The organism is Micromonospora humidisoli, from assembly GCF_016900955.1.
Classification (GTDB): Bacteria; Actinomycetota; Actinomycetes; order Mycobacteriales; family Micromonosporaceae; genus Micromonospora; species Micromonospora wenchangensis.
This window is the reverse complement of record NZ_JAFEUO010000001.1, coordinates 992,944-1,016,497: the sequence shown is the minus strand read 5'-3', so window position 1 is coordinate 1,016,497 and position 23,554 is coordinate 992,944. Positions and strand designations below refer to the sequence as shown.

The 23,554-nt window shown below is 74.5% G+C and carries 24 protein-coding genes and 1 pseudogene; 14 read left to right on the top strand and 11 right to left on the bottom strand.

All coding sequences use genetic code 11. The features are described 5' to 3' along the window. Nucleotides 1-19 precede the first annotated feature (19 nt). From JQN84_RS04485 to JQN84_RS04465, 5 genes are all read left to right on the top strand, one after another. Nucleotides 20-877 (top strand): spermidine synthase, encoded by an 858-nt coding sequence (locus tag JQN84_RS04485; RefSeq protein ID WP_204957079.1) that lies wholly within the window; start codon nt 20-22, stop codon nt 875-877. A gap of 82 nt (nt 878-959) precedes the next feature. After that, complete coding sequence (locus JQN84_RS04480) at nt 960-1,664, top strand: sigma-70 family RNA polymerase sigma factor (protein ID WP_088645463.1); 705 nt, start codon at nt 960-962, stop codon at nt 1,662-1,664. Beyond that, the gene (locus JQN84_RS04475; protein WP_204957077.1) at nt 1,661-2,443 is read left to right on the top strand and encodes an anti-sigma factor family protein; all 783 of its coding nucleotides are present in this window, start codon (nt 1,661-1,663) and stop codon (nt 2,441-2,443) included. Before JQN84_RS04480 ends, JQN84_RS04475 begins: the two co-directional genes overlap by 4 nt. A 206-nt stretch (nt 2,444-2,649) precedes the next feature. Then, on the top strand, nt 2,650-3,321 hold the full coding sequence (locus JQN84_RS04470) for a COG4315 family predicted lipoprotein (RefSeq protein WP_204957074.1): 672 nt from the start codon (nt 2,650-2,652) through the stop codon (nt 3,319-3,321). 395 nt (nt 3,322-3,716) lie between these two features. Next, nucleotides 3,717-4,637: a DNA-3-methyladenine glycosylase family protein gene (locus JQN84_RS04465; RefSeq protein WP_204957072.1), complete on the top strand. Its 921-nt coding sequence runs from the start codon at nt 3,717-3,719 to the stop codon at nt 4,635-4,637. Nucleotides 4,638-4,799: 162 nt separating this feature from the next. Here JQN84_RS04465 and JQN84_RS04460 read toward each other — a convergent pair whose 3' ends face one another. The 3 genes from JQN84_RS04460 to JQN84_RS04450 all read right to left on the bottom strand — a co-directional run bounded on the left by JQN84_RS04460 (nt 4,800) and on the right by JQN84_RS04450 (nt 6,305). Continuing rightward, complete coding sequence (locus JQN84_RS04460) at nt 4,800-5,297, bottom strand: DUF1990 domain-containing protein (protein WP_307821004.1); 498 nt, start codon at nt 5,295-5,297, stop codon at nt 4,800-4,802. Nucleotides 5,298-5,464: 167 nt separating this feature from the next. Next, nucleotides 5,465-5,887, bottom strand: coding sequence for an SRPBCC family protein (locus tag JQN84_RS04455; RefSeq protein WP_204957071.1), 423 nt, complete (start codon nt 5,885-5,887; stop codon nt 5,465-5,467). 208 nt (nt 5,888-6,095) lie between these two features. Further along, a complete protein-coding gene (locus tag JQN84_RS04450; protein WP_204957070.1) occupies nt 6,096-6,305 on the bottom strand; it encodes a hypothetical protein in 210 nt (69 codons plus the stop codon). 135 nt (nt 6,306-6,440) lie between these two features. On the opposite strand from JQN84_RS04450, the gene JQN84_RS04445 reads away from it, so the two are divergent. Continuing rightward, nucleotides 6,441-7,556 carry an ATP-dependent DNA ligase gene (locus JQN84_RS04445; RefSeq protein ID WP_204957336.1) on the top strand — a complete coding sequence of 372 codons (1,116 nt, stop codon included), beginning with the start codon at nt 6,441-6,443 and terminating at the stop codon, nt 7,554-7,556. A 33-nt stretch (nt 7,557-7,589) separates the two neighbouring features. Next, entirely contained in the window at nt 7,590-9,170 is a 1,581-nt protein-coding gene (locus JQN84_RS04440) for an alpha/beta hydrolase (RefSeq protein ID WP_372445897.1), read from the top strand. 53 nt (nt 9,171-9,223) lie between these two features. Here JQN84_RS04440 and JQN84_RS04435 read toward each other — a convergent pair whose 3' ends face one another. After that, nucleotides 9,224-9,721, bottom strand: coding sequence for a potassium channel family protein (locus tag JQN84_RS04435; RefSeq protein WP_204957068.1), 498 nt, complete (start codon nt 9,719-9,721; stop codon nt 9,224-9,226). Between the two features lie 83 nt (nt 9,722-9,804). Between JQN84_RS04435 and JQN84_RS04430 the strand changes: the two genes are divergently transcribed. Beyond that, nucleotides 9,805-10,248, top strand: coding sequence for a GNAT family N-acetyltransferase (locus tag JQN84_RS04430; RefSeq protein WP_372445913.1), 444 nt, complete (start codon nt 9,805-9,807; stop codon nt 10,246-10,248). A gap of 5 nt (nt 10,249-10,253) precedes the next feature. Here JQN84_RS04430 and JQN84_RS04425 read toward each other — a convergent pair whose 3' ends face one another. Genes JQN84_RS04425 through JQN84_RS04410 form a run of 4 tightly spaced genes read right to left on the bottom strand, consistent with a single transcriptional unit; the run spans nt 10,254 to nt 17,889 of the window. After that, nucleotides 10,254-10,973 carry an ABC transporter ATP-binding protein gene (locus JQN84_RS04425; RefSeq protein ID WP_204957065.1) on the bottom strand — a complete coding sequence of 240 codons (720 nt, stop codon included), beginning with the start codon at nt 10,971-10,973 and terminating at the stop codon, nt 10,254-10,256. Continuing rightward, complete coding sequence (locus JQN84_RS04420) at nt 10,970-11,968, bottom strand: ABC transporter ATP-binding protein (protein ID WP_204957064.1); 999 nt, start codon at nt 11,966-11,968, stop codon at nt 10,970-10,972. Before JQN84_RS04420 ends, JQN84_RS04425 begins: the two co-directional genes overlap by 4 nt. 1 nt (nt 11,969) lies before the next feature. Next, on the bottom strand, nt 11,970-14,660 hold the full coding sequence (locus JQN84_RS04415; RefSeq protein WP_204957063.1) for an FtsX-like permease family protein: 2,691 nt from the start codon (nt 14,658-14,660) through the stop codon (nt 11,970-11,972). A gap of 43 nt (nt 14,661-14,703) precedes the next feature. Continuing rightward, complete coding sequence (locus JQN84_RS04410) at nt 14,704-17,889, bottom strand: FtsX-like permease family protein (RefSeq protein WP_204957062.1); 3,186 nt, start codon at nt 17,887-17,889, stop codon at nt 14,704-14,706. A 140-nt stretch (nt 17,890-18,029) separates the two neighbouring features. Here JQN84_RS04410 and JQN84_RS04405 point away from each other — a divergent pair, with 140 nt between their 5' ends. Then, the gene (locus JQN84_RS04405) at nt 18,030-18,323 is read left to right on the top strand and encodes a hypothetical protein (protein ID WP_204957061.1); all 294 of its coding nucleotides are present in this window, start codon (nt 18,030-18,032) and stop codon (nt 18,321-18,323) included. Nucleotides 18,324-18,526: 203 nt separating this feature from the next. Here the strand turns inward: JQN84_RS04405 and JQN84_RS04400 are convergent, their stop codons facing one another. After that, on the bottom strand, nt 18,527-18,715 hold the full coding sequence (locus tag JQN84_RS04400; protein ID WP_204957060.1) for a hypothetical protein: 189 nt from the start codon (nt 18,713-18,715) through the stop codon (nt 18,527-18,529). Nucleotides 18,716-18,869: 154 nt separating this feature from the next. Between JQN84_RS04400 and JQN84_RS04395 the strand changes: the two are divergent. Continuing rightward, nucleotides 18,870-19,082: pseudogene (locus tag JQN84_RS04395) on the top strand (hypothetical protein); the annotation flags it as partial. A gap of 112 nt (nt 19,083-19,194) precedes the next feature. Here the strand turns inward: JQN84_RS04395 and JQN84_RS04390 are convergent. Then, nucleotides 19,195-19,350, bottom strand: a complete 156-nt coding sequence (locus JQN84_RS04390) for a hypothetical protein (RefSeq protein ID WP_158224222.1) — start codon at nt 19,348-19,350, stop codon at nt 19,195-19,197. Between the two features lie 320 nt (nt 19,351-19,670). Next, complete coding sequence (gene ligD / locus JQN84_RS04385; protein ID WP_204957059.1) at nt 19,671-20,711, bottom strand: non-homologous end-joining DNA ligase; 1,041 nt, start codon at nt 20,709-20,711, stop codon at nt 19,671-19,673. Between the two features lie 47 nt (nt 20,712-20,758). Here ligD and msrB point away from each other — a divergent pair, with 47 nt between their 5' ends. The 4 genes from msrB (at nt 20,759) to JQN84_RS04365 (ending at nt 23,497) form a co-directional block, all read left to right on the top strand. After that, nucleotides 20,759-21,169 (top strand): peptide-methionine (R)-S-oxide reductase MsrB, encoded by a 411-nt coding sequence (gene msrB, locus JQN84_RS04380; RefSeq protein ID WP_204957058.1) that lies wholly within the window; start codon nt 20,759-20,761, stop codon nt 21,167-21,169. 235 nt (nt 21,170-21,404) lie between these two features. Beyond that, nucleotides 21,405-21,662: a metallothionein gene (locus tag JQN84_RS04375; RefSeq protein WP_204957057.1), complete on the top strand. Its 258-nt coding sequence runs from the start codon at nt 21,405-21,407 to the stop codon at nt 21,660-21,662. A gap of 119 nt (nt 21,663-21,781) precedes the next feature. Beyond that, nucleotides 21,782-22,246 carry a GNAT family N-acetyltransferase gene (locus JQN84_RS04370; protein ID WP_204957056.1) on the top strand — a complete coding sequence of 155 codons (465 nt, stop codon included), beginning with the start codon at nt 21,782-21,784 and terminating at the stop codon, nt 22,244-22,246. A 126-nt stretch (nt 22,247-22,372) separates the two neighbouring features. Then, the gene (locus tag JQN84_RS04365; protein ID WP_204957055.1) at nt 22,373-23,497 is read left to right on the top strand and encodes a lytic polysaccharide monooxygenase auxiliary activity family 9 protein; all 1,125 of its coding nucleotides are present in this window, start codon (nt 22,373-22,375) and stop codon (nt 23,495-23,497) included. Nucleotides 23,498-23,554 lie beyond the last annotated feature (57 nt).

The following is a 23,554-nucleotide window of genomic DNA, read 5'->3' as shown; positions in this document are numbered from 1 at the left end:
GCAGCGGCGCAACCCGCTGATGGGCCGCCGTCGGGGTGACGACCGGATCGTGGTGGACGTGGCCACCGGCCGGGCGGAGCTGGTGCCGGACCAGGACCGGCCGCGCTCGTGGACGCTGCTGCTCGACGACGCGCCGCAGTCGCATGTGGACCTGGCCGACCCGACCCACCTGGAGTTCGAGTACGTCAGGCGGCTCGGCGCGGCGCTGGACCTGATCGCCCCGCCGGGTGCCCCGCTGCGGGTGCTGCACCTGGGCGGTGGCGCGCTGACCCTGCCCCGGTACGTCCAGGCCACCCGGCCCGGGTCGACGCAGCGGGTGGCCGAGGTGGACGGCGCGCTGGTGGAGCTGGTCCGGCGGGAGCTGCCCTGGCCGGCCGACCCGAGGCTGAAGGTCCGTGTCGCCGACGCCCGCGCCACCCTGGAGTCCAGCCGTGACGCGTCGTACGACGTGGTGGTCGCCGACGTCTTCGCCGGTGCGCGGACCCCGGCCCACCTGACCAGCGCCGAGTACGCCGCGCAGGTGGCCCGGGTGCTCGCGCCGACCGGCTGGTACCTGGCCAACCTGGCGGACGGCCCGCCGCTGCGGCACACCCGTGCCCAGGTGGCCACGGTCCGTCAGGTGCTGCCCCGGGCCGCCCTGGTCGGCGACGCGGCGGTGCTGCGCGGGCGGCGGCACGGCAACCTGGTGCTGGTGGCCGGGCGGGTCGAGCCGCCGGTGCCGGAGCTGACCCGACGCGCGGCCGGCGACTGGTTCCCGGGGCGGGTGCTGGCCGGCGTCGAGCTGGACCGGTTCGTCGCCGGTGCCGCGGTGGTCACCGACGCGGACGCCACCGACTCGTTGCCGCCGCCGCCCGGAATTTTTTCGGTCCGCCGTTGATCCGCTGGGAAGAGCGGTCCGTATCAACGGTCGGCGCCCTCCCCGTGGGCCCGCTGATGTCGGTGGACAGCAGGAGGTCTGGATGAGTGCGGTCGCGGCCGGCTTGCACGGTGAACTGGCCAGGCCAGGGTGGATGTTCGCCCGGGCCCAACCGCAGTCGCGTGCGTCGAGGTCCAGCCGGGGGGTCGACGCCGGTCCCACCGATCGCCAGAATGGCCCGGTGACCCCGCGATCGACGCCCGGGCGGCACCAGGCCCCGGCGACGACGCCCGAGGCGAGCCACTCCGACCAGCTGGTCCGGTTGCTCTACGCCGAGCACGCCGGCCCGCTGCTGATGTTCGTGATGCGGTTGACCGGTGGTGACCGGCAACGCGCCGAGGACATCGTGCAGGAGACGCTGCTGCGGGCCTGGCGCAACGCGCACCGGCTGGGTGTGCAGGGGCAGGGTTCGCTGCGGCCCTGGCTGGTCACGGTGGCCCGGCGGATCGCCATCGACGAGCACCGCAGCGAGCAGGCCCGCCCACCCGAGACGTACGACCGGGATCTGACGGCGTTCGCCGAGGCGGACAGCACCGACCGGGTGCTGCGCACCATGACGGTGGCGGACGCGCTGCGTACGCTCAGTCAGTCGCACCGGGAGATCCTGGTGGCGACGTACTTCCGTGGGCGGACGGTGCCGGAGGCGGCCGAGGAGTTGGGTCTGCCGCTGGGCACCGCCAAGTCGCGGGTCTACTACGCGCTGCGCGCGCTGCGCACGGCCCTACAGGAGAGGGGGGTGACGGAATGAGCCGGGCAGACCACATGGACGTCGCCGCGTACGCGCTCGGCGTCCTGGACGTGCAGGACACCGAACGGTTCGAGGAACACCTCGCCACCTGCTGGGCGTGCGCCGCCGAGTTGGAGACGATGGTCCCGGTGGTGGGGCTGCTCTCCGACATCGACGGCGAGACGATGATGGCGATGGAGCAGACCGCGACGGATCCGCGGCTGCTGGACCGTACCCTGGTCGCGGTCCGTACCCACCGGCGCAAGGCGCGGTTCCGGCAGGTGCTGTCGATGGCCGCCGCGGTGGTGGCGGTCGGTGCGCTCAGCGGCATCGGGGTCGCCACCTTCGGCGGTACGGTCGGCGGTGGCGACGCGGTGGTCGCCGAGCCGAGCCGGTCCGCGCCGGTGGACGGTCCGGTGAGCCCGCAGCCGACCCGGTCGGGGCCGGCGGTGGGTGGCACCGAGATCGAGGGTGACCAGTTCGACGCCACCGACGGCAGCACCGGGGTGAAGACCACGATGTGGCTGGACAGCAAGGAGTACGGCACCTGGATCGGGTTCAACCTGACCCGGTTGCCCGGCCCGCGCACCTGCCGGCTGGTGGTGGTCCGCAAGAACGACACGACCGAGGTGATCTCCACCTGGGCGGTGCCGGGGACGGGCTACGGCACCACGGCCAACCCGCAGGCTCTCCAGTTGGAGGCGTCCACCTCGGCGCCGCGCGGTGAGATCGCGAAGTTGCAGGTGCAGTCGGTGGACGCCAACGGCGTGGCGAGCCCGCTGGTCACCGTCGTGCCCTGAGAGACCCTCCGTCGGAGACGGCGTCGGCCCGCTGCGGGCCGACGCCGTTTCGGCTTTCCGGGCGCAGGGTGCCACTGCTCGCGCACACGTACGGCCGGCCGGAACGGTTCAACGGCATCGATGTGAAATGCCCCACTGTGGATCGTTCAACCTTGACAGTGGGCGCTCCGTACTACTCGGTGAACCGCCAAGAATGAGGAGGGCACGTGGCAAAGATCAAGCGGACGACCGTCATCGTCGCGAGCGCGGTGGTCGCACTTACGGCCTGCGCGCCCGCAGGCTACGACGGGGCGAACTCCAGCGTCGCCGAGCCGGTCGCCGTCGCCGCGGCCGAACCCACCGCGTCGGTCGAGCCGGACACCTCGGCCTCTCCCGGTGCCTCCGGCGCCCCCGCCGCCGACCAGGCGCCGCCGCCGGCCAACGTCCAGCTGACCGACGAACTCGTCGGCAAGAAGATCGCCCGGATGGGCCGGGTCGTGGTGGACCAGGAGGGCTTCATCCTCTACCGCTTCGACAAGGACTCCGACGACCCGCCGTCGTCGAACTGCGTCGACAAGTGCGCGCAGGTCTGGCCGCCGGCGCTGACCGACGGCAACCCGCAGTTGCAGGGCGTCTCCGACGACAAGGTCGGCACCGTCACCCGCCAGGACGGCACCCGGCAGATCACCATCGGCGGCTGGCCGGTCTACCGCTACATCGGTGACAAGAAGGCGGGCCAGTGGAAGGGCCAGGGCGTCGGTGGCACCTGGTTCGTGGTCGACCCGGAGGGCAAGAAGAACCTGACCTGCCTGCCGACCGGCACCCCGAAGGCGGTCGCCCCGCCGGCGGCCAGCGACTCGGGCGACTCCAGCAGCAGCGGCGGGGACTACACCTACTGATCCTGCGCCAGCCGGAACCCGGTGGCCGGTCGCAGCCGGGGAGGGCGCGACCGGCCACCGTCGCGGATCAGGACCGTCGACGTACCGGCAGCGTCGCACGGTCCGGGCCGCGACGCCGGCCCCTGGTCGGGCCGGCGTCGCGGTACCGCCACCCTCCCCCACCTGCCCCCGGAACGGACATGGGCGGTGGACGCGCCACACGCCAGCGGGCGCGCGCCACCGAAAGGTCCCCCCAACCCCGCACCCACGGCCGCTCGGGCGGCCGGTCCGCTCCGGGATGGAGACACCGCCGACGCGCAGGGCGTCGGCGGTGTCGTCCGTTTCCGCCCCGGTCACCCGCCCCGGCGGTACGGGGCCGGCCGGTCCGTCCCCCGGGACCATGGCACAGTGGCGGGGTGACCTGGGACGAGCCGGCGGCACGCCGGGTGCTGCGACCGCCGGCCGACTACCGGCTCACCGCGTCGGTCCGGGCCCTGACCTTCAGCCCGTACGACCCGTGCGCGCGGATCGTCGCCGGCACCCTCTGGTGGGCCACCCGCACCCCCGCCGGCCCGGCCACCCTGACCCTGCGTCCCGAGGCGGGCGACCTGCTGGCCGAGGGCCACGGGCCGGGCGCCGACTGGGTGGTCGACCGGGCCGACGCCGTCGCCGGCCTACGCGACGACCTGACCGGGTTCGCCGAACTGGCCGCCGCCCACCCGCTGGTGGCCGAGTTGGCCGTCCGGCACCGGGGGCTGCGGATGCCCGCCACCGGCCAGGTCTTCCCCCGGGTACTACGCGCCGTCTTCGAACAGAAGGTCACCGGCACGGAGGCGTACCGGGCGTACGCGGCGACCGTACGGCACTTCGCCGAGCCCGCGCCCGGACCCTTCCAGCCGCTGCTGCTGCCGCCCGACGCGGCGCGGGTGGCGGCGGCCCCGTACTGGGTGTTCCACCCGTTCGGCGTGGAGCAACGCCGGGCCGAGACGCTGCGCCGGGCCGCCGCCCTGGCCGACCGGCTGGACCGCTGCGTCGACAGCGCCGAGGCGACCCGGCGGCTCACCGCGATCCCCGGCATCGGCCCGTGGACCGCCGCCGAGGTGGTCCGGGTCACCTACGGCGATCCGGACGCGGTGAGCGTCGGCGACTACCACGTGCCGAACACGGTGGCCTGGGCGTTGGCCGGTGAGGCGCGTGGTGACGATGCCCGGATGCTCGACCTGCTCGCCCCGTTCCGGGGCCACCGGGGGCGGGTCTGCCTGCTGCTGGCCGCCGCCGGCATCCAGGCGCCCCGGTACGGCCCCCGGATGCCGGTCCGCTCCTTCGCCCGCTTCTGACCAGCCGGATGGCACGGTTCGTCAGATCGCCGAGGTAGCACACGCCTCGATCAACCGACCCTGGTCGTAGCAGGACCGGCCGGCGTGCGGTATCGGAGCGGGCTGACACCGCTGTTTCGGCCTCATCGCGTTGGTTCCGAGTCCGGCGGCCGGTGCGGCCGGTCAGCGGACGAGCCGGCGCAGGGTGTGGGCGAGCCAGCGGGCGTACCCGTGCTGGACGGCGCGACCGGCGGGCCCGGCGGCGGCCATGAACCAGCGGTCCGGCCGGCTGAACGCGGTGACCTCGAAGCTGACCGCGTCGTCGGCGTCGCGGCGGACCAGGAACGCCTCTTCCCCGCGTTCCGGATGGCCGGGCAGGGTGCCGTAGCCGAAGCCGGCTTCCCGCTCGTCGTCGACCACCCAGACCACCTCGCACGGCCCCCACACCCGCAGCGGGCCCACCCCGAGTCCCGGGGTGACCCGGACGCCGGGCGCGGCCCGCGCCGCGTCGGTGCGCATCCGCACCCCGGCCGCCCGGTGCAGCCGCCAGCTCAGCACCGCCTCGGCGGCGACCGGGAAGCTGCCGGCCGCCAGCGCGAACCGGTGCCGCAGGTGGTGGTAGCCCGCCGGCAACGACCCGCCCCGGGTCGCCCCCACCTCGGGGTACGTCAACTCGGACACCGCACCTCCCAGGGTCGCTGTCAGCCTAGGGCCGGCACCGCCGACCGGCGACCCGACCGCAGGTGCGGGCGCGGCGGGTGGCGACCGGCCGGTGCCGTCCCGCGCGGTGGTGCGCAGGGACGCCGACGGGTCGCACGGTGCCATCCCCGCCGGGACCCGGTCGGGACTCAGCCGGCTTCGCAGCGCCGCCGCAGGCCGTCGGCCTCCCACCGCAGGTAGCGGCGCACCAGCCGGCCACCGAACCAGCCCACCGGCCCGGCGAGCGGGCCGGTGAGTTCCAGGGCCAACTCCACCCGGACCCGGCCGTCGGGCAGCGCGACGATCAGGTGCTCGCCCCGGCTGCGGACGCCGGGACTGGCGGACTCCCAGACGAAGCCGCGGGGTGGGTCGATCTCGGTGACCCGCCAGGACGTCGGGCGCAGCCGGGGCTGCTCCAGCCGGGCGGTGGACCCGAGCGCCAGCGGCCCGGCCTCACCCCGGCGGGCGGTCCGGACCGACGGGGTCCACTCCGGCCAGCGTTCGATGTCGGTCTGCACCGCCCAGACCGTGTCGATGTCCGCGTCGATCTCGGTCGCCGTCTCGAACCGCATGCCGCCTCCGTGGCTCCACCGGCGGCACCCACGTGCCGCCCGGTTCCCCCGAGCGTGCCGCAGCGATCGTGACCGGGCCACTCTCCGGTCGCCCTCCCGACGGTGCCCCCGCCGGGACGCCGCCCCGGCCGCTGCCGGGGTCGGGGCCGGGGGCGGGGTCGGGGGCGGGCGCGGCCCCGACCGGGCCCGGCCGGTGCCGGGGTCGGGGTCAGCCGGCTTCGCGTAGGTCGGCCAGGTCGAGCGGGGTGTGCCGGCGGAGCAGGTCGGTCAGCTCGGCGACGGTGCCCACCTCGCCGAGCACGTTCTTGCCGCCGCCGAAGCGGTCCGGGTAGCGGTGCACCAGCCGGTAGCGGTGCCGGCCGCGGACCAGCTCGACGGTCACCCGCCAGCGCCCACAGCAACCACACCGCCACTCCATCCGGCGAGGCTAGCGCCGGGCCGGGCCGACGCGATCCGTATCCGCAGGGACGGACGGCACAGGCGGGGACACGCCGGACCGGCACCCACGGTGATCCGCCTCACCACTGTCGGTGGTGTCTGGTTGACTGTCGCCGTGGACCTGCCGATCAATCCCCCGGTCGAGCCGATGCTGGCCAAGAGCGTGGCCCGCCTGCCCACCGATCCCGGCCTGACCTACGAGCCCAAGTGGGACGGCTTCCGCTGCATCGTGTTCCGCGACGGCGACGAGGTCGAGCTGGCCAGCCGGGGCGGCAAGTCGATGACCCGCTACTTCCCCGAGGTGGTGGCGCAGGTCCGGGCGCAGCTGCCCGAGCGGTGCGCGGTCGACGGCGAGCTGATCGTGATCCGGCGTGACGGTCCGGGCGGGCAGCCCCGGCTCGACTTCGAACAGCTCGCCCAGCGGATCCATCCGGCCGCCTCCCGGGTCGCCCTGCTCGCCGGGACGACCCCGGCCGACTTCGTCGCCTTCGACCTGCTCGCCCTCGACGACGAGCTGCTGGTCGACCAGCCCTACCCGGCCCGGCGGGAGCGCCTGGTGCGGGCGCTGTCCGGGGTCCGGCCGCCGGTGCACGTCACCCAGGTCACCACCGACCCGGAGACCGCCAGGCGCTGGTTCGAGGTGTTCGAGGGCGCCGGCCTGGACGGGTTGATCGTCAAGCCGGCCGACCTGCCCTACCAGCCGGGCAAGCGGCTGATGGCCAAGGTCAAGCACGCGCGGACCGCCGACGTGGTGGTGGCCGGGTTCCGCTGGCACAAGTCCGGGCCGGTGGTCGGTTCGCTGCTGCTGGGCCTCTACGACGATGCCGGGGTGCTGCACCACGTCGGGGTGAGCGCCTCGTTCACCATGGCCCGCCGGCAGGAGCTGCTCGACGAGCTGGCCCCCTACCGGGAGGGCACGGGCGAGCACCCGTGGGCGCACGGCGACCACGAGCGCGGCCAGCGCATCCCCGGCGGGGTCAGCCGGTGGACGGGCGACAAGAACCTCGACTGGGTGCCGCTGCGGCCCGAGCTGGTGGTAGAGGTCGGCTACGACGCGATGGAGGGCGACCGGTTCCGGCACACCGCCCGGTTCGTCCGCTGGCGGCCCGACCGCGATCCCCGGTCCTGCCGCTACGACCAGCTCGACCGTCCGGTGCGCTTCGACGTCGACCAGGTGCTCCGGGGTGATCCGGCGGTGACCGTGCCGCCGGCCGGCGACACCCCGGCGTAGCCTGACTGCTACCCCGATCATGGAGGTTCGCCGGTGACCAGCACCGCCCGCCGCAACCGCCGGTTCCGGCTCGCCCTGGCCGGGTTCGTCGCGGGCGCACTGCTCGTCACCGGGTGCACCCTGCCGGCGTTCGCCCCGCGTACCGAGGACTCGGCGGCGGCGCAGGCCGGCACCGCACCGACCTGGCGGCCCTGTCCCGAGGTCGCCCAGGATCTGGTCGGCCGGGGTGCCCCGGGCATGCGTTACGAGTGCGCCCGGATCGCCGTGCCGCGCAACTGGGGCACCGGCACGGGGGCGACCGCCGGGCCGGGCAGCGGCGAGACCTTCGAGATCGCGCTGTTGCGGGTCCGCTCATCCAAGCAGCGGGACCGGATCGGGTCGCTGGTCATCAACCCGGGCGGGCCGGGCGGGTCCGGCGTGGACACCGCCGTCTACCTGTCGTTCGGGCCGTCGTTCGGGGGGCTGCCCACGGCGGTGACCGACCGGTTCGACATCGTCGGCTTCGACCCGCGCGGGGTGTCCCGGTCCAGCCCGGTCAAGTGCATCTCCGACGCCGACCTCGACGCCAGCTTCGGCTACGACCCCGATCCGCGCAGCCAGCAGTCGTTCGACGGCTACCAGGCGCTCAACCGGCGGATCGGCCGGGGCTGCGGCGACCGCTACGGCGACCAGCTCCCGCTGTACGGCACCGAGCAGGCCGCCCGGGACATGGACGCGGTCCGGGCCGCCGTCGGCGACGACAAGCTCACCTACCTCGGCTACTCCTACGGCACCCTGCTCGGCGCGACCTACGCGCAGCTCTATCCGCAGCGGGTCCGGGCGCTGGTGCTCGACGGCGCGGTGGACCCCCGGCAGCAGTTGGTGGCCGGGTCGGAGAGCCAGGCCCGGGGCTTCGAGCGGGCGTTCGACAACTTCGACAGGTGGTGCGCGGCGAACGCCGGCCGCTGCCCGGTCGCGCCGGACGCCCGGGGCGCGGTGACCTCGGCGATCGACAAGGCGAAGGTCTCCCCGGTACGCGGCACCGACGGACGGGAGGCCACCTCCGGGTGGGTCTTCTACGCGGTGATCTCCTCGCTCTACACCGAGTCGGGTTGGGAGGAGCTGGCCCGCGCGATCGACCGCCTCGACGAGGGTGACCCGACCGACGTGTTCACGCTCGCCGACTCGTACGCCGGGCGGGGCGAGGACGGGCACTACTCCAACCTCTTCGACGCCAACCTGGCGGTGAACTGCGCCGACGAGACCGAGAAGCCCAGCGTCGACCAGATCCGCCGGTTGCAGTCCGAGTGGCGGCAGAAGTACCCGCTGTTCGGGCCGGCCCTGGCGGTGGGCATGTTCGGGTGTGTCGAGTGGCCGGGCGGGCGGGACCCGTACCCGACCGGCCGGGCCGACGGCGCTCCGCCGATCGTGGTGGTGGGCACCACCGGTGACCCGGCCACCCCGTACGAGCAGACCGCCAGGCTGGCCGACATGCTGGGGGTCGGGCGGGTGCTCACCTGGGAGGGCGAGGGGCACACCGCCTATCCGCAGACCGCCTGCATCACCGAGGCGGTGGACGCCTACCTGATCTCGCTCACCGTGCCCCGGGAGGGGCTGCGCTGCCCCGCCCGCTGACCGACGACGGCAGGCCCCTGGGCGGGTCGACGCCGGACCAGGCGGGCGGCGGGTCAGCGGCGGTTGCGGCGTCCGCGTAGCCGTTGCCGGACCAGGGTCGCGTGGTCCGGTGGGGCCGGTGGCGGCGGCAGTTCCGGCAGCGTGATGCCCTGCCGGGCGGCCAACTCCTCCAGCAGGGCCCGCATCCGCCGCACGTCGTTCTTCAGCTCCTCCTGCTCGACGTGCTCGAACGCGTCGTCGTCAACGATGAGGCGGCTGGCGAAGTGCGCGGTGATCAGGGGGATGACCAGCAGCACCATGGTGGAGATCAGCAGCGCGGCCAGGACGCGTCCCGGCCAGGTGGTGGGCGAGATGTCGCCGTACCCGACGGTGGAGGCGGTGACCACCGCCCACCAGACCGCGTCGGCGGCGCTGCGGTGCTCCACCTGGCCGTAGATCACCCCGGCCACCACGATCATCAGCAGGTACGACGCGATCAGCGTCCGGGGCGAGTTGGCGAAGTACACCAGACCCCGGTAGATCCACCGGAACGGCAGCAGCAACGGCTCCATGTCGCATCATGCTGCACCCCGTCCGCCACCTCCGCCCGTCGATCGACAAGGGTCGCTGTGGCAGGCTGCCCGGCGTGACCGAGGTGACCCTGCGCGAGGCGGTCCGCGCCGACCTGCCCGCCATCCTGGCCCTGCTCGCCGACGACGTGCTCGGCCGGGCCCGCGAGCACCACACGGTGGACGCGGCCTACGAGCGGGCGTTCGCCGCCATCACCGCCGACCCGCGCAACCAGCAGTTGGTGGCCGAGCGCGACGGGGAGGTGGTCGGCTGCTTCCAGCTCACCTACATCCCGGGGCTGGGCCGGCACGGTGCGGAACGGGCGCTGGTGGAGGCGGTGCGGGTCCGCGCCGACCTGCGCGGGCAGGGGGTGGGTGAGGCGATGATGAGCTGGGCGATCGACCGGGCCCGCGAGCGGGGCTGCGGGCTGGTGCAGCTCACCACCGACAAGTCCCGCGCCGACGCGCACCGGTTCTACCGACGCCTCGGCTTCGTCGCCAGCCACGAGGGCATGAAACTCCCCCTCTGACAGGGTCAGTCGTCGGCCAGGCGGCCGTCGCGCAGGGTGAGCGTCCGGTCGGCCACCTGGATCAGCGCCGGGTCGTGGGTGGCGACCAGGGCGGTCATCCCCCGGGCGTGCACCACCGCGCGGAGCAGATCCATGATCGCCCGGCCGGTCTCGGAGTCGAGTTGGCCGGTCGGCTCGTCGGCGATCAGCAGGTCGGGTTCGTTGGCCAGGGCGCGGGCCACGGCGACCCGCTGCTGCTGCCCGCCGGACAGCTCATACGGGCGCTGTCGGGCGTGGGCGCCCAGACCCACCAGTTCCAGCAGTACCGCCACCCGCTCCTCGCGTTCCGCCGCCGGGACCCGGGCCAGCCGCAGCGGCACCCCGACGTTCTCCGCCGCCGACAGGATCGGCACCAGCCCGAAGGTCTGGAACACGAAGCCCACCGTCCCCCGGCGCAGCCGCAACAGCTCGTCCTCACCGGCGTCGGTGACGTCGTGCCCGGCCACCCGGACCCGGCCGGCGTCCGGTCGGTCCAGCCCGCCGACCAGGTTGAGCAGGGTGGTCTTGCCGGCGCCGGAACGCCCCCGCACCGCCACCAGTTCGCCCCGGGCGGCGGTGAAGGAGACCTCGCGGACGGCGTGCACGGCGTGCCGGCCCCGGCCGAACGTCCGGCTCACCTGCTCGACCCGTACCACCTCGTCGGTGACTGCCCCGGCGGACCGGACGGCGGGGACCTGCTCGCTCATGCGTCACTCCCGTTCTGCTGTGGCGTCCGGTCGCCGGGGCGGACCTGCACGTGGTCCGGGGCGAGGTCGAGGCGGACCCGGTCGCGCAGGGCCAGGGCCTCCACGAACGGCGTCGGTAGCTGCATCCGGCCGGTCCGGTCCAGCACCGCGTACTCCTCGCTGACCAGTTCGGTGCTGCCGTCGACGCCGATGCGCGTGGTGCGGCGTACCTCGGAGGCGGTCCGGCCGTCGCGGATCGCGACGGTGCGGCGGACCTGGTCGGCGACGGCGTGGTCGTGGGTGACCACCACCACGGTCACCCCCAGTTCGGCGTTGATGGTGCGCAGCGCCGCGAAGACCTCCGCGCCGGTCGCCTCGTCCAGTTCCCCGGTCGGCTCGTCGGCGAAGAGCACCTCCGGGTCGTTGGCGACCGCCACCGCCACCGCGCAGCGCTGCTGTTCACCGCCGCTGAGCTGACCCGGTCGCCGGTCCGCGCAGTACCCCACCCCGACCAGGTCCAGCAGTTCCCCGGCGCGCTGCCGGCGGGCCCGTGCGCCCCCACCGCGCCGGGCCAGCCGCATCGGCAGTTCCACGTTCTCCCGCGCGGTCAGGTACGGCAGCAGGTTGCGGCCGGTCTGCTGCCAGACGAACCCGACGGTGCGTCGCCGGTAGGCCAACCGGCGGCGGGCCGACAGCGACAGCAGGTCGTACTCGGCGACCCGGGCGATGCCGGCGGTCGGGGTGTCCAGCCCGGAGAGGATGTTGAGCAGGGTCGACTTGCCCGAACCGGAGGCCCCGACGATCGCCACCAGCTCACCCCGGTCGATCACCAGGTCGAGCCCCTGGAGGGCGACCACCTCGACCCCTTCGGTCTTGAAGATCCGGACCAGCCCGTCGCAGACGATGTGCCCGCGCAGCCGGTCCTGCCCGCCGGCCCGTTCGGCCGCCCGCTGCGCCGCCCGGCGTTGCAGGTCGGCCAGGTCCGGGACGACGGGGTTCGGGGCGGTCGTGGTCATCTCAGCTCTCCTCTCCGAGCCGGAGCACCTCGCCGAGGCGCATCCGACGGTTGTTCAGGGCCTCCACCGCCAGGGCGAAGCCCAGCGCGACCGCGCCGAGTCCGACCGTGGCGGCGACCGTGCCGGGGGCGAAGCCCACCCGCACCGGGGTGCCGCTGGTGAACGCGGCGAGACCGAGCAGCGGGGTGAGCAGCACCGGCAGCAGCACCCCGACCAGCGCGCCGGTCAGCACCGACACCCCGACCAGCGGGGCCAGCTCCACCAGCAGCAGCCCCCGCCACTGCCGGCGGGACAGCCCGAGGGTGCGCAGCCGGGACAGCACCTCGCCCCGGGCGCGGGCCCCGGCCAGCACGGTGAAGGCGACCGCGAGCAGCGCCAGCACCGCACCGGCCACCGCACCGGTGGTGAACCCGAACGCCAGCAGCCCGTTGGCGCCGCCGCCACCCAACCGCAGCCGGGTCTGCGCCCAGGTCTGCACCGCCACGCCCCGGGGCCGTTCCCGGCCGGTGACCGCGCCGCCGGTCTGGTAGCGCTGCTGACCCTCGTCCCCGGCCTGACGCAGCGCCCCGGCGTCGAGCCGGTCGCCGGCCACCAGGAACCCGGTGGGCACCGGCGGACTGTCCCGCCGGGGCAGCGCCTGCCACGGCAGCACCACGTACCGGCTGGTGTTCGGCCGGGCCAGCGGGAAGTCGGCGACGGTGCCGGCGGGGACGAACTCGTACCGCTGGCCCTGCACGGTGACGAAGGCGGACCGCAGGCCGGCGTCGGCGAGGTCGGCGGCGACCGCCGGGGAGACCACCGCCGGCAGCGGGCCGTCGCCCGGCCGGGCGTCGCGCAGCGGGCCGGGCACCGGGACGTCCCGGCCGGCGGCCCGTGCCGTGCGGGCCAGGCCGGGGCCGTCGACCAGCAGCACGCTGGTGTCGCGCAGCCGGGCGTCGGTGCCCAGGGCATCGGTGGCCAGGCGTTGCGCCGACTCGTCGACCAGTCCGGTGGCGGCCCGCACCCCGGGCAGCCGCTCCAGTGCCGGCCCGGTGTCCGGGGCGAGCCGGTCGCCCCGGATCAGCGCGTCCGCCGGCACCGCCCGGGTGGCGACGTCGTCGCGGGTGTCCTCGATGCCGGTGGCGACCACCGCGCAGAACGCGGCGGTGGCGACCGCGAGCACCACCACGACCAGCGGGGTGGCCGCCGCCGCCCGGCCGGCGCGGGCCGTGCCCAGGAAGGCGACACTTCCCCGGGTACGCGCGGCGAGCCGCCCGGCCAGCCGCACCGGCCACGGGTACAGCCGCAGCGCCAGCACCGATGCGGCGACCGCGACCAGCGCCGGCACCGACACCAGCAGCGGGTCCACCGTGCCGGGGGTGAGGCCGCGCCGCCGCAGCAGCACCACCGCCAGCCCGGCCAGCAGCACCAGCGCGGCCTCGGTGGTGGCCCGCCGGGCGGACGGGCGCAGCCGGCCCAGGTCCCGCCGCCCGACCAACCCGGACGGTACGGCCAGCGTCGCCACCGGCAGCGCCAGGGTGACCAGCACTGTCGCACCCACGGCGAGCGGCCCGGTGCCACCTGGCGCACCGGGCAGCAGGCCACCGAGCAGCCAGCCGAGCCCGGCGGCGGGCGGGACGACCAGCAGCGACTCGGCGAGGCTGCGCCGCAGTCCGGTGGTGGCCCCGCCGCCCCGGGCGCGGATCAGCACGAACTCGGCGCGGCGGCGGCGTACGGCCAGCGCGGCGGCCAGCACGACCAGCCCGGCGAGTGTCGCCAGCACCCCGGCGGCGATGACGGCGAGCAGGGTACGCGCCGAGGTGACCGCCCGGCTGAATTCGCGCAGCGGCACGTCGACGCCCTGGGTCAGCTCGGTGTCGGTGGCGGTGCTGGCGCGGACCAGCCGTTGCACCCCGTCGACGAGTTGGTCGATGCGCCGTACGTCGATGCCGTCCGCGCCGAGCCGGTAGCGCCAGGTGAAGGAGATCGGCCGCCCCTGCCCGGCCAGCCGGTCCAGGGCGGCGACGGCGACCGTCCCGACCAGGATGAAGGGTTGACCGTCGCCCTCCGGCTCGCCGACCTGGAGCACCGACGGCAGGGCGTCCCAGCTTCCGTCGGCGGGGTCGACGGGACGGAACAGGCCGACCACGGTCAGCGGGGTGGACGGGTGTTGCGGGTCGGGGGCGGCGAGCCGGAGCCGGCTGCCGACGCGCAGCCCGAACCGGCCGGCGACGTCGGCGGCGAGGGCGACCTGCACCGGGGCGTCGTCGTCGGGTGGGACGGCCGGCCAGCGCCCCTCGACCAGGGTGCCGGTCGTCTCGATGCCGGGGGTGGCGCGTAGGCCCAACTGCACCAGGTAGTTGCCCCGGGCCAGGTCGGGGCCGGTGACCAGGTCACCGGGGGTCTGCGCGGCGTACCAGCGGTGCGCCACGGCGGCGCGCACGTCGGCGGGCATCCGCTGCTGGAACCTGTCGAGGTCGGCGGCCCGGCTGCTGGCCGGTGGCGCGTCGACGACGGGACGGGTGGTCCAGGTCAGGTCGCGGCGGGCGCCGGGTTCGGCGGCTAGGTGTTCCCGCAGCCCCTGGTCGGCCAGCCGGTTGGCCACCCTCGGCACCCCGGCGACCAGCAGGGCGATCACCAGGGTCAGTGCGGCCAGCAGCAGGAACTGCCCGCTGTGGGCGCGTACCCGACGGATCACGACGCCGATGTTCATCGCTGGTCCTCCCCGTGGTGCAGCGGTCCGGTCGTCGTGGTCGTCACCGGTCTCCTCCGGTGCGCAGCCGGGCGGCGGCGACCCGCTGCCGCAGCCCGGTGGCCATCGCCGCGCTGCCGGCCAGCGCGGCCAGCAGCAGCCCCGCCACGGTCCACCCGATCGGGGCCCAGGCCAGGGCGAACGCCGGCGCGGGCACGGGTCGCCCGGCGGCCGGGGTGAGGATCACCAGGGGTGCCATGGTGGCTCCGACCACCGCGCCGAGCAGCAGGCCGACGCCGACACCGATCCCGGCGAGGAAGGTCTGTTCGGCGAGCAGCGCGCGGGCCAGCAGCCGGGGGGACGCGCCGAGGGTGTGCAGCACCGAGAACTCACCGATCCGGTGCCGGGCGGTGGCCCACACGTCGACCACCAGGCCGACGAGGGCGAGCAGCACCGAGCCGAGGGCGGCGGCCAGCAGCCCGGTCCGGGCCCCCTGCCAGTACGGGTCGTCGGCGGCCACGGCGGCGGCCTGCCGGCGGTCCAGCAGGGTCGTGCCGGGCAGTGCGGCGGCGGCCCGGGACGCCTCGGCGTGGGCGGCGGGGTCGGTCCGCAGCCACCACTCGGGTACCGGCCGGACGGTGCCCGAGTTGCGGATCAGCCAGTCGGTGGCGGCGGGCAGGTCGAGCAGCACCCCGTCGCCGGCGGTGGCGGGCAGCGCGGTCACCTCCCCGAGCAGGCGCACCGGCAGGGAAACCCCGGACAGGGTCAGCTGCACGGTCTCCCCGGGCCGGACGTTGAGCGCGGCCCGCACAGCCGGGGTCATCAGGGCCGGTACGGCGGTGTCCGGGCCATCCGGCACCACCGCGAAGCGGGACGCGGGCTGGTAGGCGTACCGGCCGCCGTCGAGGAACCCGACGGGGTGGGTGGCGGTCAGTCCGGCGTCGTCGGCGGTGGCGGTGCTGTTCCCGGTGGACTCGGCGGCGGCCACCCGCCACCGGCCGGTGGGCGTGAACGTGGTGGACCGGGCGTCCGGGCCGACGGTGCGCAGGTCCCGCACCTTCAGCGCGTACGCGGTGCCGGCGACGTCCCCGCCGTCGGCCTCGAACCCGGCGAGTCGCAGTCCCGCGACGGCGGGCAGGTCGACCCGGAACCCGACGGCCCGCCCGTCGCTGCCGGTGCGCGCCACGGGCAGCCGGTAGGCCAGCCCGTCGGCCCGGGTGAGCAGCACCGACACGGCGATCCGGTGCGGGGCGACGGCCTGGTCGACGGGGGTGCTCACGGTGCCGGTGAGGCTGCGGGCGTCGGCCGGCAGCGGCAGCCCGAGGGCCGGTCCCCGGGCGGCGGTCAACTGCGCGAACAGTTCCCGCGCGGGCCGGTCGGCGAGCCGGTCGCTGAGCTTGGCCACCTCGCCGGCCTGGGCGGTGTCCAGCGCGAGCACGGTGGCCTGCCGGTCGTCCCGGCCGACCCGGATGTCGTCGCGCCAGGCCGGTAGCGCCCGGTCGACGCCGGGCAGCGCGGCGAGCGCGGCGGCCCGGTCGAGGGGGGCGACGCCGGTGCGTTCGACCAGCCGCAGGTCCGCGCCGATACGGTGGTCGGCCTGGTCGACCTGGGACCGTTCCCCGGTTGCGACCAGCGACCAGGCCAGCGTGCTGCCGCCGACGGCGAGGGCGAGCAGCAGCACCGGGCCGGCGTGTGGCCGCCGGCCGGCCTGCCACATCCCGAAGATGGTGGCGGTCCACGGTCGCCGGTCGACGAACCGTTCGGCGAAGCGGGTGGCCGGCGGGAGCAGCCGCAACGCCACCACCGCCCCGGCCAGCACCCCCAGGGTCGGCGCGGCCACCAGCAGCGGGTCGACGCCGAGGTCGTTGCCGGCCCCGGCCAGCGGTGAGGAGTAGCGGCGCAGTTGCACCCAGGCGAGGGCGGCGAAGGCGACCAGGGCCAGGTCGAGTCCGGCCCGGCTGACGGTGGTGACCCGGTCGGGGCGGGACCGGGCGGCCAGGTCGGCCACGTAGGTGCCCGCCCCGCGCAGGGTGGGGGCGACCATCGCGGCGAGGCAGCCGAGGGCGGTGGCCAGGGCTGCCGCCCAGACCCACCGGCCGCCGCCGACGGCACCGCCGAGGTCGACCGGCCCGTCGGCGGCGACCCGGCGCAGTGCCCCGCCGGCGAGCAGCGGCCCGAGCAGGGCGGCGGGGACGACCACCAGGGTCGCCTCCCGGGCGGCCAGGCCGGCGAGTTGCCGGCGGGCCGCGCCCCGGGCCCGCAGCAGGGCGGTCTGGGCGCGCCGGTCCTCGTGCAGCAGGGCGGCGATCAGCACCAGCGCGTACCCGCCGAGGACCACGATCAGCAGCAGCGGGGTGGCCAGGGCCGAGCGGCCGGCCAGGTCGGCCCGGCTGATCCGGTCGATGAGCCGGTCGAGGGTGGTCACCGCCTGGGCGGACGAGCCGAGCCCGGCCGTCTCGGGCACCCCGGTCGCGGCGGTGGCGACGGCCCGGCGCAGCGCCGGCAGCCGGTCCGCCCCGACGGCGGTCAGGTCGGGCGCGACCATCCAGGCGGCGGAGACCGAGCCGGGGAAGGTGGCCGCGAAGTCGGCCGGGTCGAGCACGAACGGCCCGTGCGTGGCGTCGCCGTCCGCGTCGGTGCCCAGGCCGGGGGCGAGCCGCCAGTACGGGTCGGCCGGGTCGCGGGGCCGCCAGGTGCCGGCGAGCACCACCTCGGTACGCCGGTCGGCGCTGCGGTCGCGCATCGGCACCCGGTCGCCGGTGCGCAGGCCCAGTGCGCCGGCGACCTTCTCGGGCAGGGTGGCCTGGAGCGGGCCGGCCCCGGCGGCCGGCCAGTCGCCGTCGACGAGGTCGGCGTGCGCGGCCAGGTCGTCCAGGGTGGCCAGGGTGGCGAAGACCGGTTCCTTGCCGGTCCGGATGCCCGGGGCGAGGGTGCCGGTGAGTTCCCTGCCGGTGCCGTAGCGGGCGGCGGAGACCCGGATCGGGGTGCCCTTGAGGGCGGTGGCGAAGCCGTCCCGGACGGCCCGGTCGCGGGTGGCGTACTCGGTGCGGTCGCGGCCACCGGAGCCGCTGACCAGCAGGCTGCGTTCCTCGACGGGCGCGGCGGTGATCAGGGCGCGCTGCCCGGCGTCGACGGCCCGCCGGTTGTAGTCGGCCAGCCCGGTGACCAGTGCGATCGCGACCACTGCGGCGGCGACCGCCGCGAGCAGCAGTCCCCGCGCCTCGCGGGCCCGCCTCCACACCAGCTTCATCCGTTGCCTCCCCGGGGCCCGGGGTCGGGCCGACGGAGAGCAAGAGCGGTGACCCGGTGGGAAAGGTTCGCACCCGTTACTTGATCGTTACCCTGGCCCGCCGGTTGGCCCGCAGGCGTGGATCTGGTGTGATCGGCGGCATGGAAACCGCGCTGATGCTGTCGACTCTCGCCCTCGTGCTGGCGCTGGTGATGCAGTTCCCGCTGCGCAACCGCCGCGACGACGTGTCGTTCCGGCTGACGGAGATCGAACGCCGCCAGCGGCTGATCATGGAACACCTGGGCGTCGTGGACCGGGGCCCGGCCCTGCCCGGGGTGCGGGAGCACCTGGCCCGGGGCGACAAGATCAGGGCGATCAAGGCGTACCGGGAGGCGACCGGAACGGACCTGCGCACCGCCAAGGAGGCGGTCGAGGCGATCGCCGCCGGCCGCTGACCCCGAGATCGGCTCAGGTGGGCCGAGGTTGAGCGGCCACACCGACCGCCGAACCCATGATCGGCTCAGGTGGGCCGATGTTGCGCGGTCACGACGGACGCCAAACCAAGATCAACTCAGGTGGGCCGATGTTGCGCGGTCACGGCGGCTGCATACCGCAACATCAGCGACATTGAGAGATCATCCCGGTCGGCCGGCCGGGATCAGTCCGTGGCCAGCTCCGGCCGGTGCTCGCGGATCCACGCCTCGACGTCGACCTTCCGCCACACCTTGCCCATCGCCAGCACCGCCACGGGTTCCGGGAAGTTCCGCTGGTTGGCGATCACGGACGCGCGCTGCCGGGAGACGTTCCCGAGCATCGTCCTGATCTCCGACACGCCGACGAGCTCCACAGGTTGACAATGACAGCAGGCACCGCCCTCGACTCCGACAACTACGGAGACTATTGACGTAGACAACAGACAGGGACACCATGAGGACGTGACCACGTCGAACGTTTCGCCTGTTCATGATCGGCAGCGGCGGCCCGTGGGCGGGCATCCGCCGATGCGCCCGCTGTGGCGGTGCCGGACGTGCGCCGCGCCCTGGCCCTGCCAACCCGCCCGCCTGCTCCTGACCAGGGAGTACCGGCGGGACCTGGTGGCACTGTCGATCTACATGGCCAGCCAGTTGTTCGAGGCCACCGCCGATCTGGTGCGGCTCAATCCGCACCCGGCCCCGTCCCCGGCGGAACTGTTCGACCGTTTCCTCGCGTGGACGGCCCGACCCTCTACCCGACCCGCGAACACCCCCGCACCGGTCGACGGGTGCCGGCCCGGGGACGCGACCCCGCAGCCGAATGCGGAACGGCCTGCCGGCCGACTGCCGGAAACTATCTGACGAGCAGGGTCAGCAGTCCGGTGAGGGCGACGAGGACCGCGGCCACCCCGGTGAGCACGGCCGGCAGGATCTTGAGGTATTCGAGGATCACGGAATGCCGGCCCGGCACCCCGCCGATCCGCTGCGTTCTTCTCGTCGTGGCCGCCATGGTGATTCCCTTGTCCGGTGCCCGCGTCCGGTCGGATGAATCGGAGCCACTGACCGGCGAATCGACTGTCACCGCCGGGCAGCAGTCGACCGGACACTCGACAGCGAGGGCATAAGCCCTGTTCACACGAGTGCAGCCGGCGTCCGCGCATCCTACCTTTCATATTCGACCGTAGGCGTCATGACCAGTCGAGCGCAATCATCAGTACCGGAAAGAGGACGCAGGAAAGCCATTTTCACACGTGGGAGTGGCATGCCGCGCAACTGATTTCGGATTACCGACGAACAGTCCGCACCACCGACGCCGCCGGCATTCCGATTTCAGCCGGTGGCGTCGTCGGCCGGACGCTTCGCCCGGCTCGGCTGCACCCGCTTCGGTTCGCCGGGCATCTTCGGATGGTCGGGTGGATAGGGCAGGTCGCCCAGGCCCTGCCCGGCGTCCCGCTCGGCCCAGTCGAGCAGGGGGGTGATGTCGACCGGGTCGTCGTCGATGCCCGCGTGCGGGTCACCCCGCCCGGCCAACCGGACCGGCACCGTACGCAGGTCGAAATCGTCGGGATCGACGTCGGGCAGCTCGTCCCAGGTGACCGGGGTGGAGACGGTGGCCCGCGCGTTGGCCCGCAGCGAGTACGCGCAGGCGATGGTGCGGTCCCGGGCCATCTGGTTGTAGTCGACGAAGACCCGCTGCCCGCGTTCCTCCTTCCACCAGGCGGTGGTGACCAGGTCGGGACGACGTCGTTCCAGCTCCCGGGCCAGCGCGATGGTGGCCCGGCGCACCTCGGTGAACGTCCACCGCGGGGCGATGCGCAGGTAGACGTGCAGCCCCCGGCCGCCTGAGGTCTTCGGCCAGCCGGTGACGCCCAGCTCGGCGAGGATGCCCCGCAGCTCGGCGGCGGCCGTCGCCGCGTCGGCGAAGTCGGTGCCGGGCTGCGGATCGAGATCCACCCGCAGCTCGTCGGGGTGGTCGACGGCGGCGGCCCGGACCGGCCACGGGTGGAACACCACCGTGCCCATCTGCGCGGCCCAGGCGACGTGGGCGAGGTCGGTCGGGCGCAGCTCGTCGGCGCCCCGGCCGCTGGGGAAGGTGATGCCGACCGTCTGCACCCACGGCGGCACCCCCCGGGTGGGCACCCGCTTGGAGAAGAACGCCTCCCCCGCGATGCCGTCGGGGAAGCGTTGCAGGGTGGTCGGCCGGTCGGCCAACGCGCGCATGATGCCCTCGCCCACCGATACGTAGTAGTGGAAGACGTCGGCCTTGGTGAACCCGCGCTCTGGGAAGATCACCCGGTCCGGACTGCTCAGCCGGACGCTGCGCCCGGCCACCTCGACCTCGGTCGCCGTCGTCTTCCCGCTGGCCGCCATGGCGCGACCATATGCGATGCCCCCGACATCCGACGTACGGTTGACCGGTGAGTCTTGACGAGAGCGAACTGCCCCGCACCGAGGACGAGTGGCGGGTCCGGCTGACCCCGGAGGAGTTCCGGGTGCTGCGCGAGGCCGGCACCGAACGCCCCTTCACCGGCGAGTACGTCGACACGAAGACCCCGGGCGTCTACCACTGCCGGGCCTGCGGGCTCGAACTGTTCTCCAGCGACACCAAGTTCGACTCGCACTGCGGCTGGCCGAGCTTCGACGACGCCATCCCGGGCCGGGTGCGGGAGATCCAGGACACCAGCCTCGGCATGGTACGCACCGAGATCCGCTGCGCCCGCTGCGACAGCCACCTCGGGCACGTCTTCCACGGCGAGGGCTTCACCCCGAAGGACACCCGGCACTGCGTGAACTCGGTGTCGATCCGGCTGGAGCCCAAGCAGGGCTGAACCGACGCCGAGGCGGAGCAACCGAACCGGGCCGGACCGATGCCGGGCAGTCAGAGCAGAAGCAGGCTGCGCTTGATCACGTGATCCTCCGGGGTCGGGCGTCCTACCGGGTCCAACGCCCGACACGCCGGGGCGAAACGCCGTCCGACCCGACCGATCCGGGGCATTTCACCCTGCGCGACCCCCATCCTGTCGCACCCTGGGGGCAGATGTCCGATTCGGAGAGGTGTGACGGGTGGCTACCTGCGAGGTCTGCGGCAACGACTACTGGATGGCGTTCGAGGTGCGCACGGTCAGCGGTGACGTGCACACCTTCGATTCCTTCGAGTGCGCGGCGCACAAGCTCGCGCCGATCTGCGAGCACTGCCAGGTGAAGATCATCGGGCACGGGGTGGAGGTCGGCGGCCGGTTCTTCTGCTGTGCGCACTGCGCCCGCGCGGTGGAGGCCCTGGGCGCGGAGATCCGCGACGCGGTCGGTGCCCGCCCGGTCTGACCCGTCGTCGGCACCCGCCCGGCCCGCGCCACCGGTCGGCACCCGCCCGGCCCGCTCCCTGCGGGACCCAGACGCCACTGCCGCGTCAGGCCGGCGGGCGGGCCGCCTACCATCGCCTGATGGCACCGCAGACCGTCGACGTCCACGTCGCCAGCTTCACCGAGCTGGACGTACGCACCTTCCACGACCTGCTGCGGTTGCGCATCGACGTGTTCGTGGTGGAGCAGCGCTGCCCGTACCCGGAGCTGGACGGGCGGGACGTCGAACCCGGCACCCGGCACCTCTGGCTGGCCCACGACGGCATCGTGCGGGCCTACCTGCGGCTGCTCGCCGACCCGGGCGGGGTGGTGCGGATCGGCCGGGTGGTGGTGGCCCCGGCGGCCCGCGGCGGCGGGCTCGCCGGCCGGCTGATGACCGAGGCGCTGCGGCTGGTCGACGACCGGCCCTGCGTGTTGGAGGCGCAGGCCCACCTGGCCGGTTTCTACGCCGGGCACGGCTTCACGGTGACCGGCCCGGAGTACGTCGAGGACGGCATCCCCCACCTGCCCATGCGGCGCGGCGGGGCGAGCAGCCCGAAAGATTGACGGATACCGCTTTCCTATGCAAGCCTGCGGAGGCAGAGCCGTCGTGGGAGCCGCACAGCAGGCACGGGAGGGGCAACTCCCGGCCGTCCGGGCGTCGATCGATCGACCCCTTACCTCGGAGGCTCCATGTCCACCGTCCTACGCAGACGACCCACCGCGCTCGCGGGGTCGCTGCTCACCATCGGCGCGATCATCGCGCTGTTGCTCACCACCGCCCTGGCCAACTCGGCGTCCGCGCACGGCGCGGTGGTGAACCCGGGATTCCGCGCCTACAGCTGCTGGGAGCGCTGGGGTGCCGAGTTCCAGAACCCGCGCATGGCCACCGAGGACCCGATGTGCTGGCAGGCTTGGCAGGCCGACCCGCAGGCCATGTGGAACTGGAACGGCCTGTTCCGGGAGGGTGTCGCCGGCAACCACCAGGGCGCCATCCCGGACGGCCAGCTGTGCAGCGGCGGACGCACCCAGAACGGCCGCTACAACGCCCTGGACACCGTGGGCGCGTGGAAGACCACGTCGGTGGCGAACAGCTTCCGGCTGAAGTTCTTCGACCAGGCCAGCCACGGTGCCGACTACATCCGGGTGTACGTCACCAAGCAGGGCTTCAATTCGCTGACCACACCGCTGGGCTGGGGCAACCTGGAACTGGCCGGGCAGATCGGCAACACCCCGGCGTCCCAGTGGGACAGGGACACCGGCGGCGTGTCGATCCAGATCCCGGTGAACGCGCCGGGTCGTACCGGTCGGCACATCGTCTACACGGTGTGGCAGGCCAGCCACCTGGATCAGTCGTACTACCTGTGCAGTGACGTGGACTTCGGTGGCGGCACCAACCCGACCACGCCGCCCACCACCGCGCCGCCCACCACGGCCCCGCCGACCACCGCGCCGCCGACCACCGCACCGCCGACCACGGCCCCGCCCACCACCGCCCCGCCGACCACGCCGCCGGCGACCGGTGGCTGCACGGCCACCTACCGGGTGACCTCGACCTGGAACGGCGGGTTCCAGGGTGAGGTGGACGTGACCGCCGGCTCCTCGGCGATCAAGGGCTGGACGGTCAACTGGACGTACTCCGGCGGCCAGCAGGTCAGCCAGGCGTGGAACGCCACGTTGACCAGCAGCGGATCGACGGTGACCGCCCGCAACGTCAACTACAACGGCGCGTTGGCCGCCGGCGGGAAGACCACCTTCGGCTTCCTCGCCTCGGGCAGCGGCGCCAGCCCGACCCCGGTCTGCACCGCGACCCTCTGACCCGTCCGGACACCGTGCGGAAGTAGTGGCCTCCCATCACCCGGAGGCCACTACTTC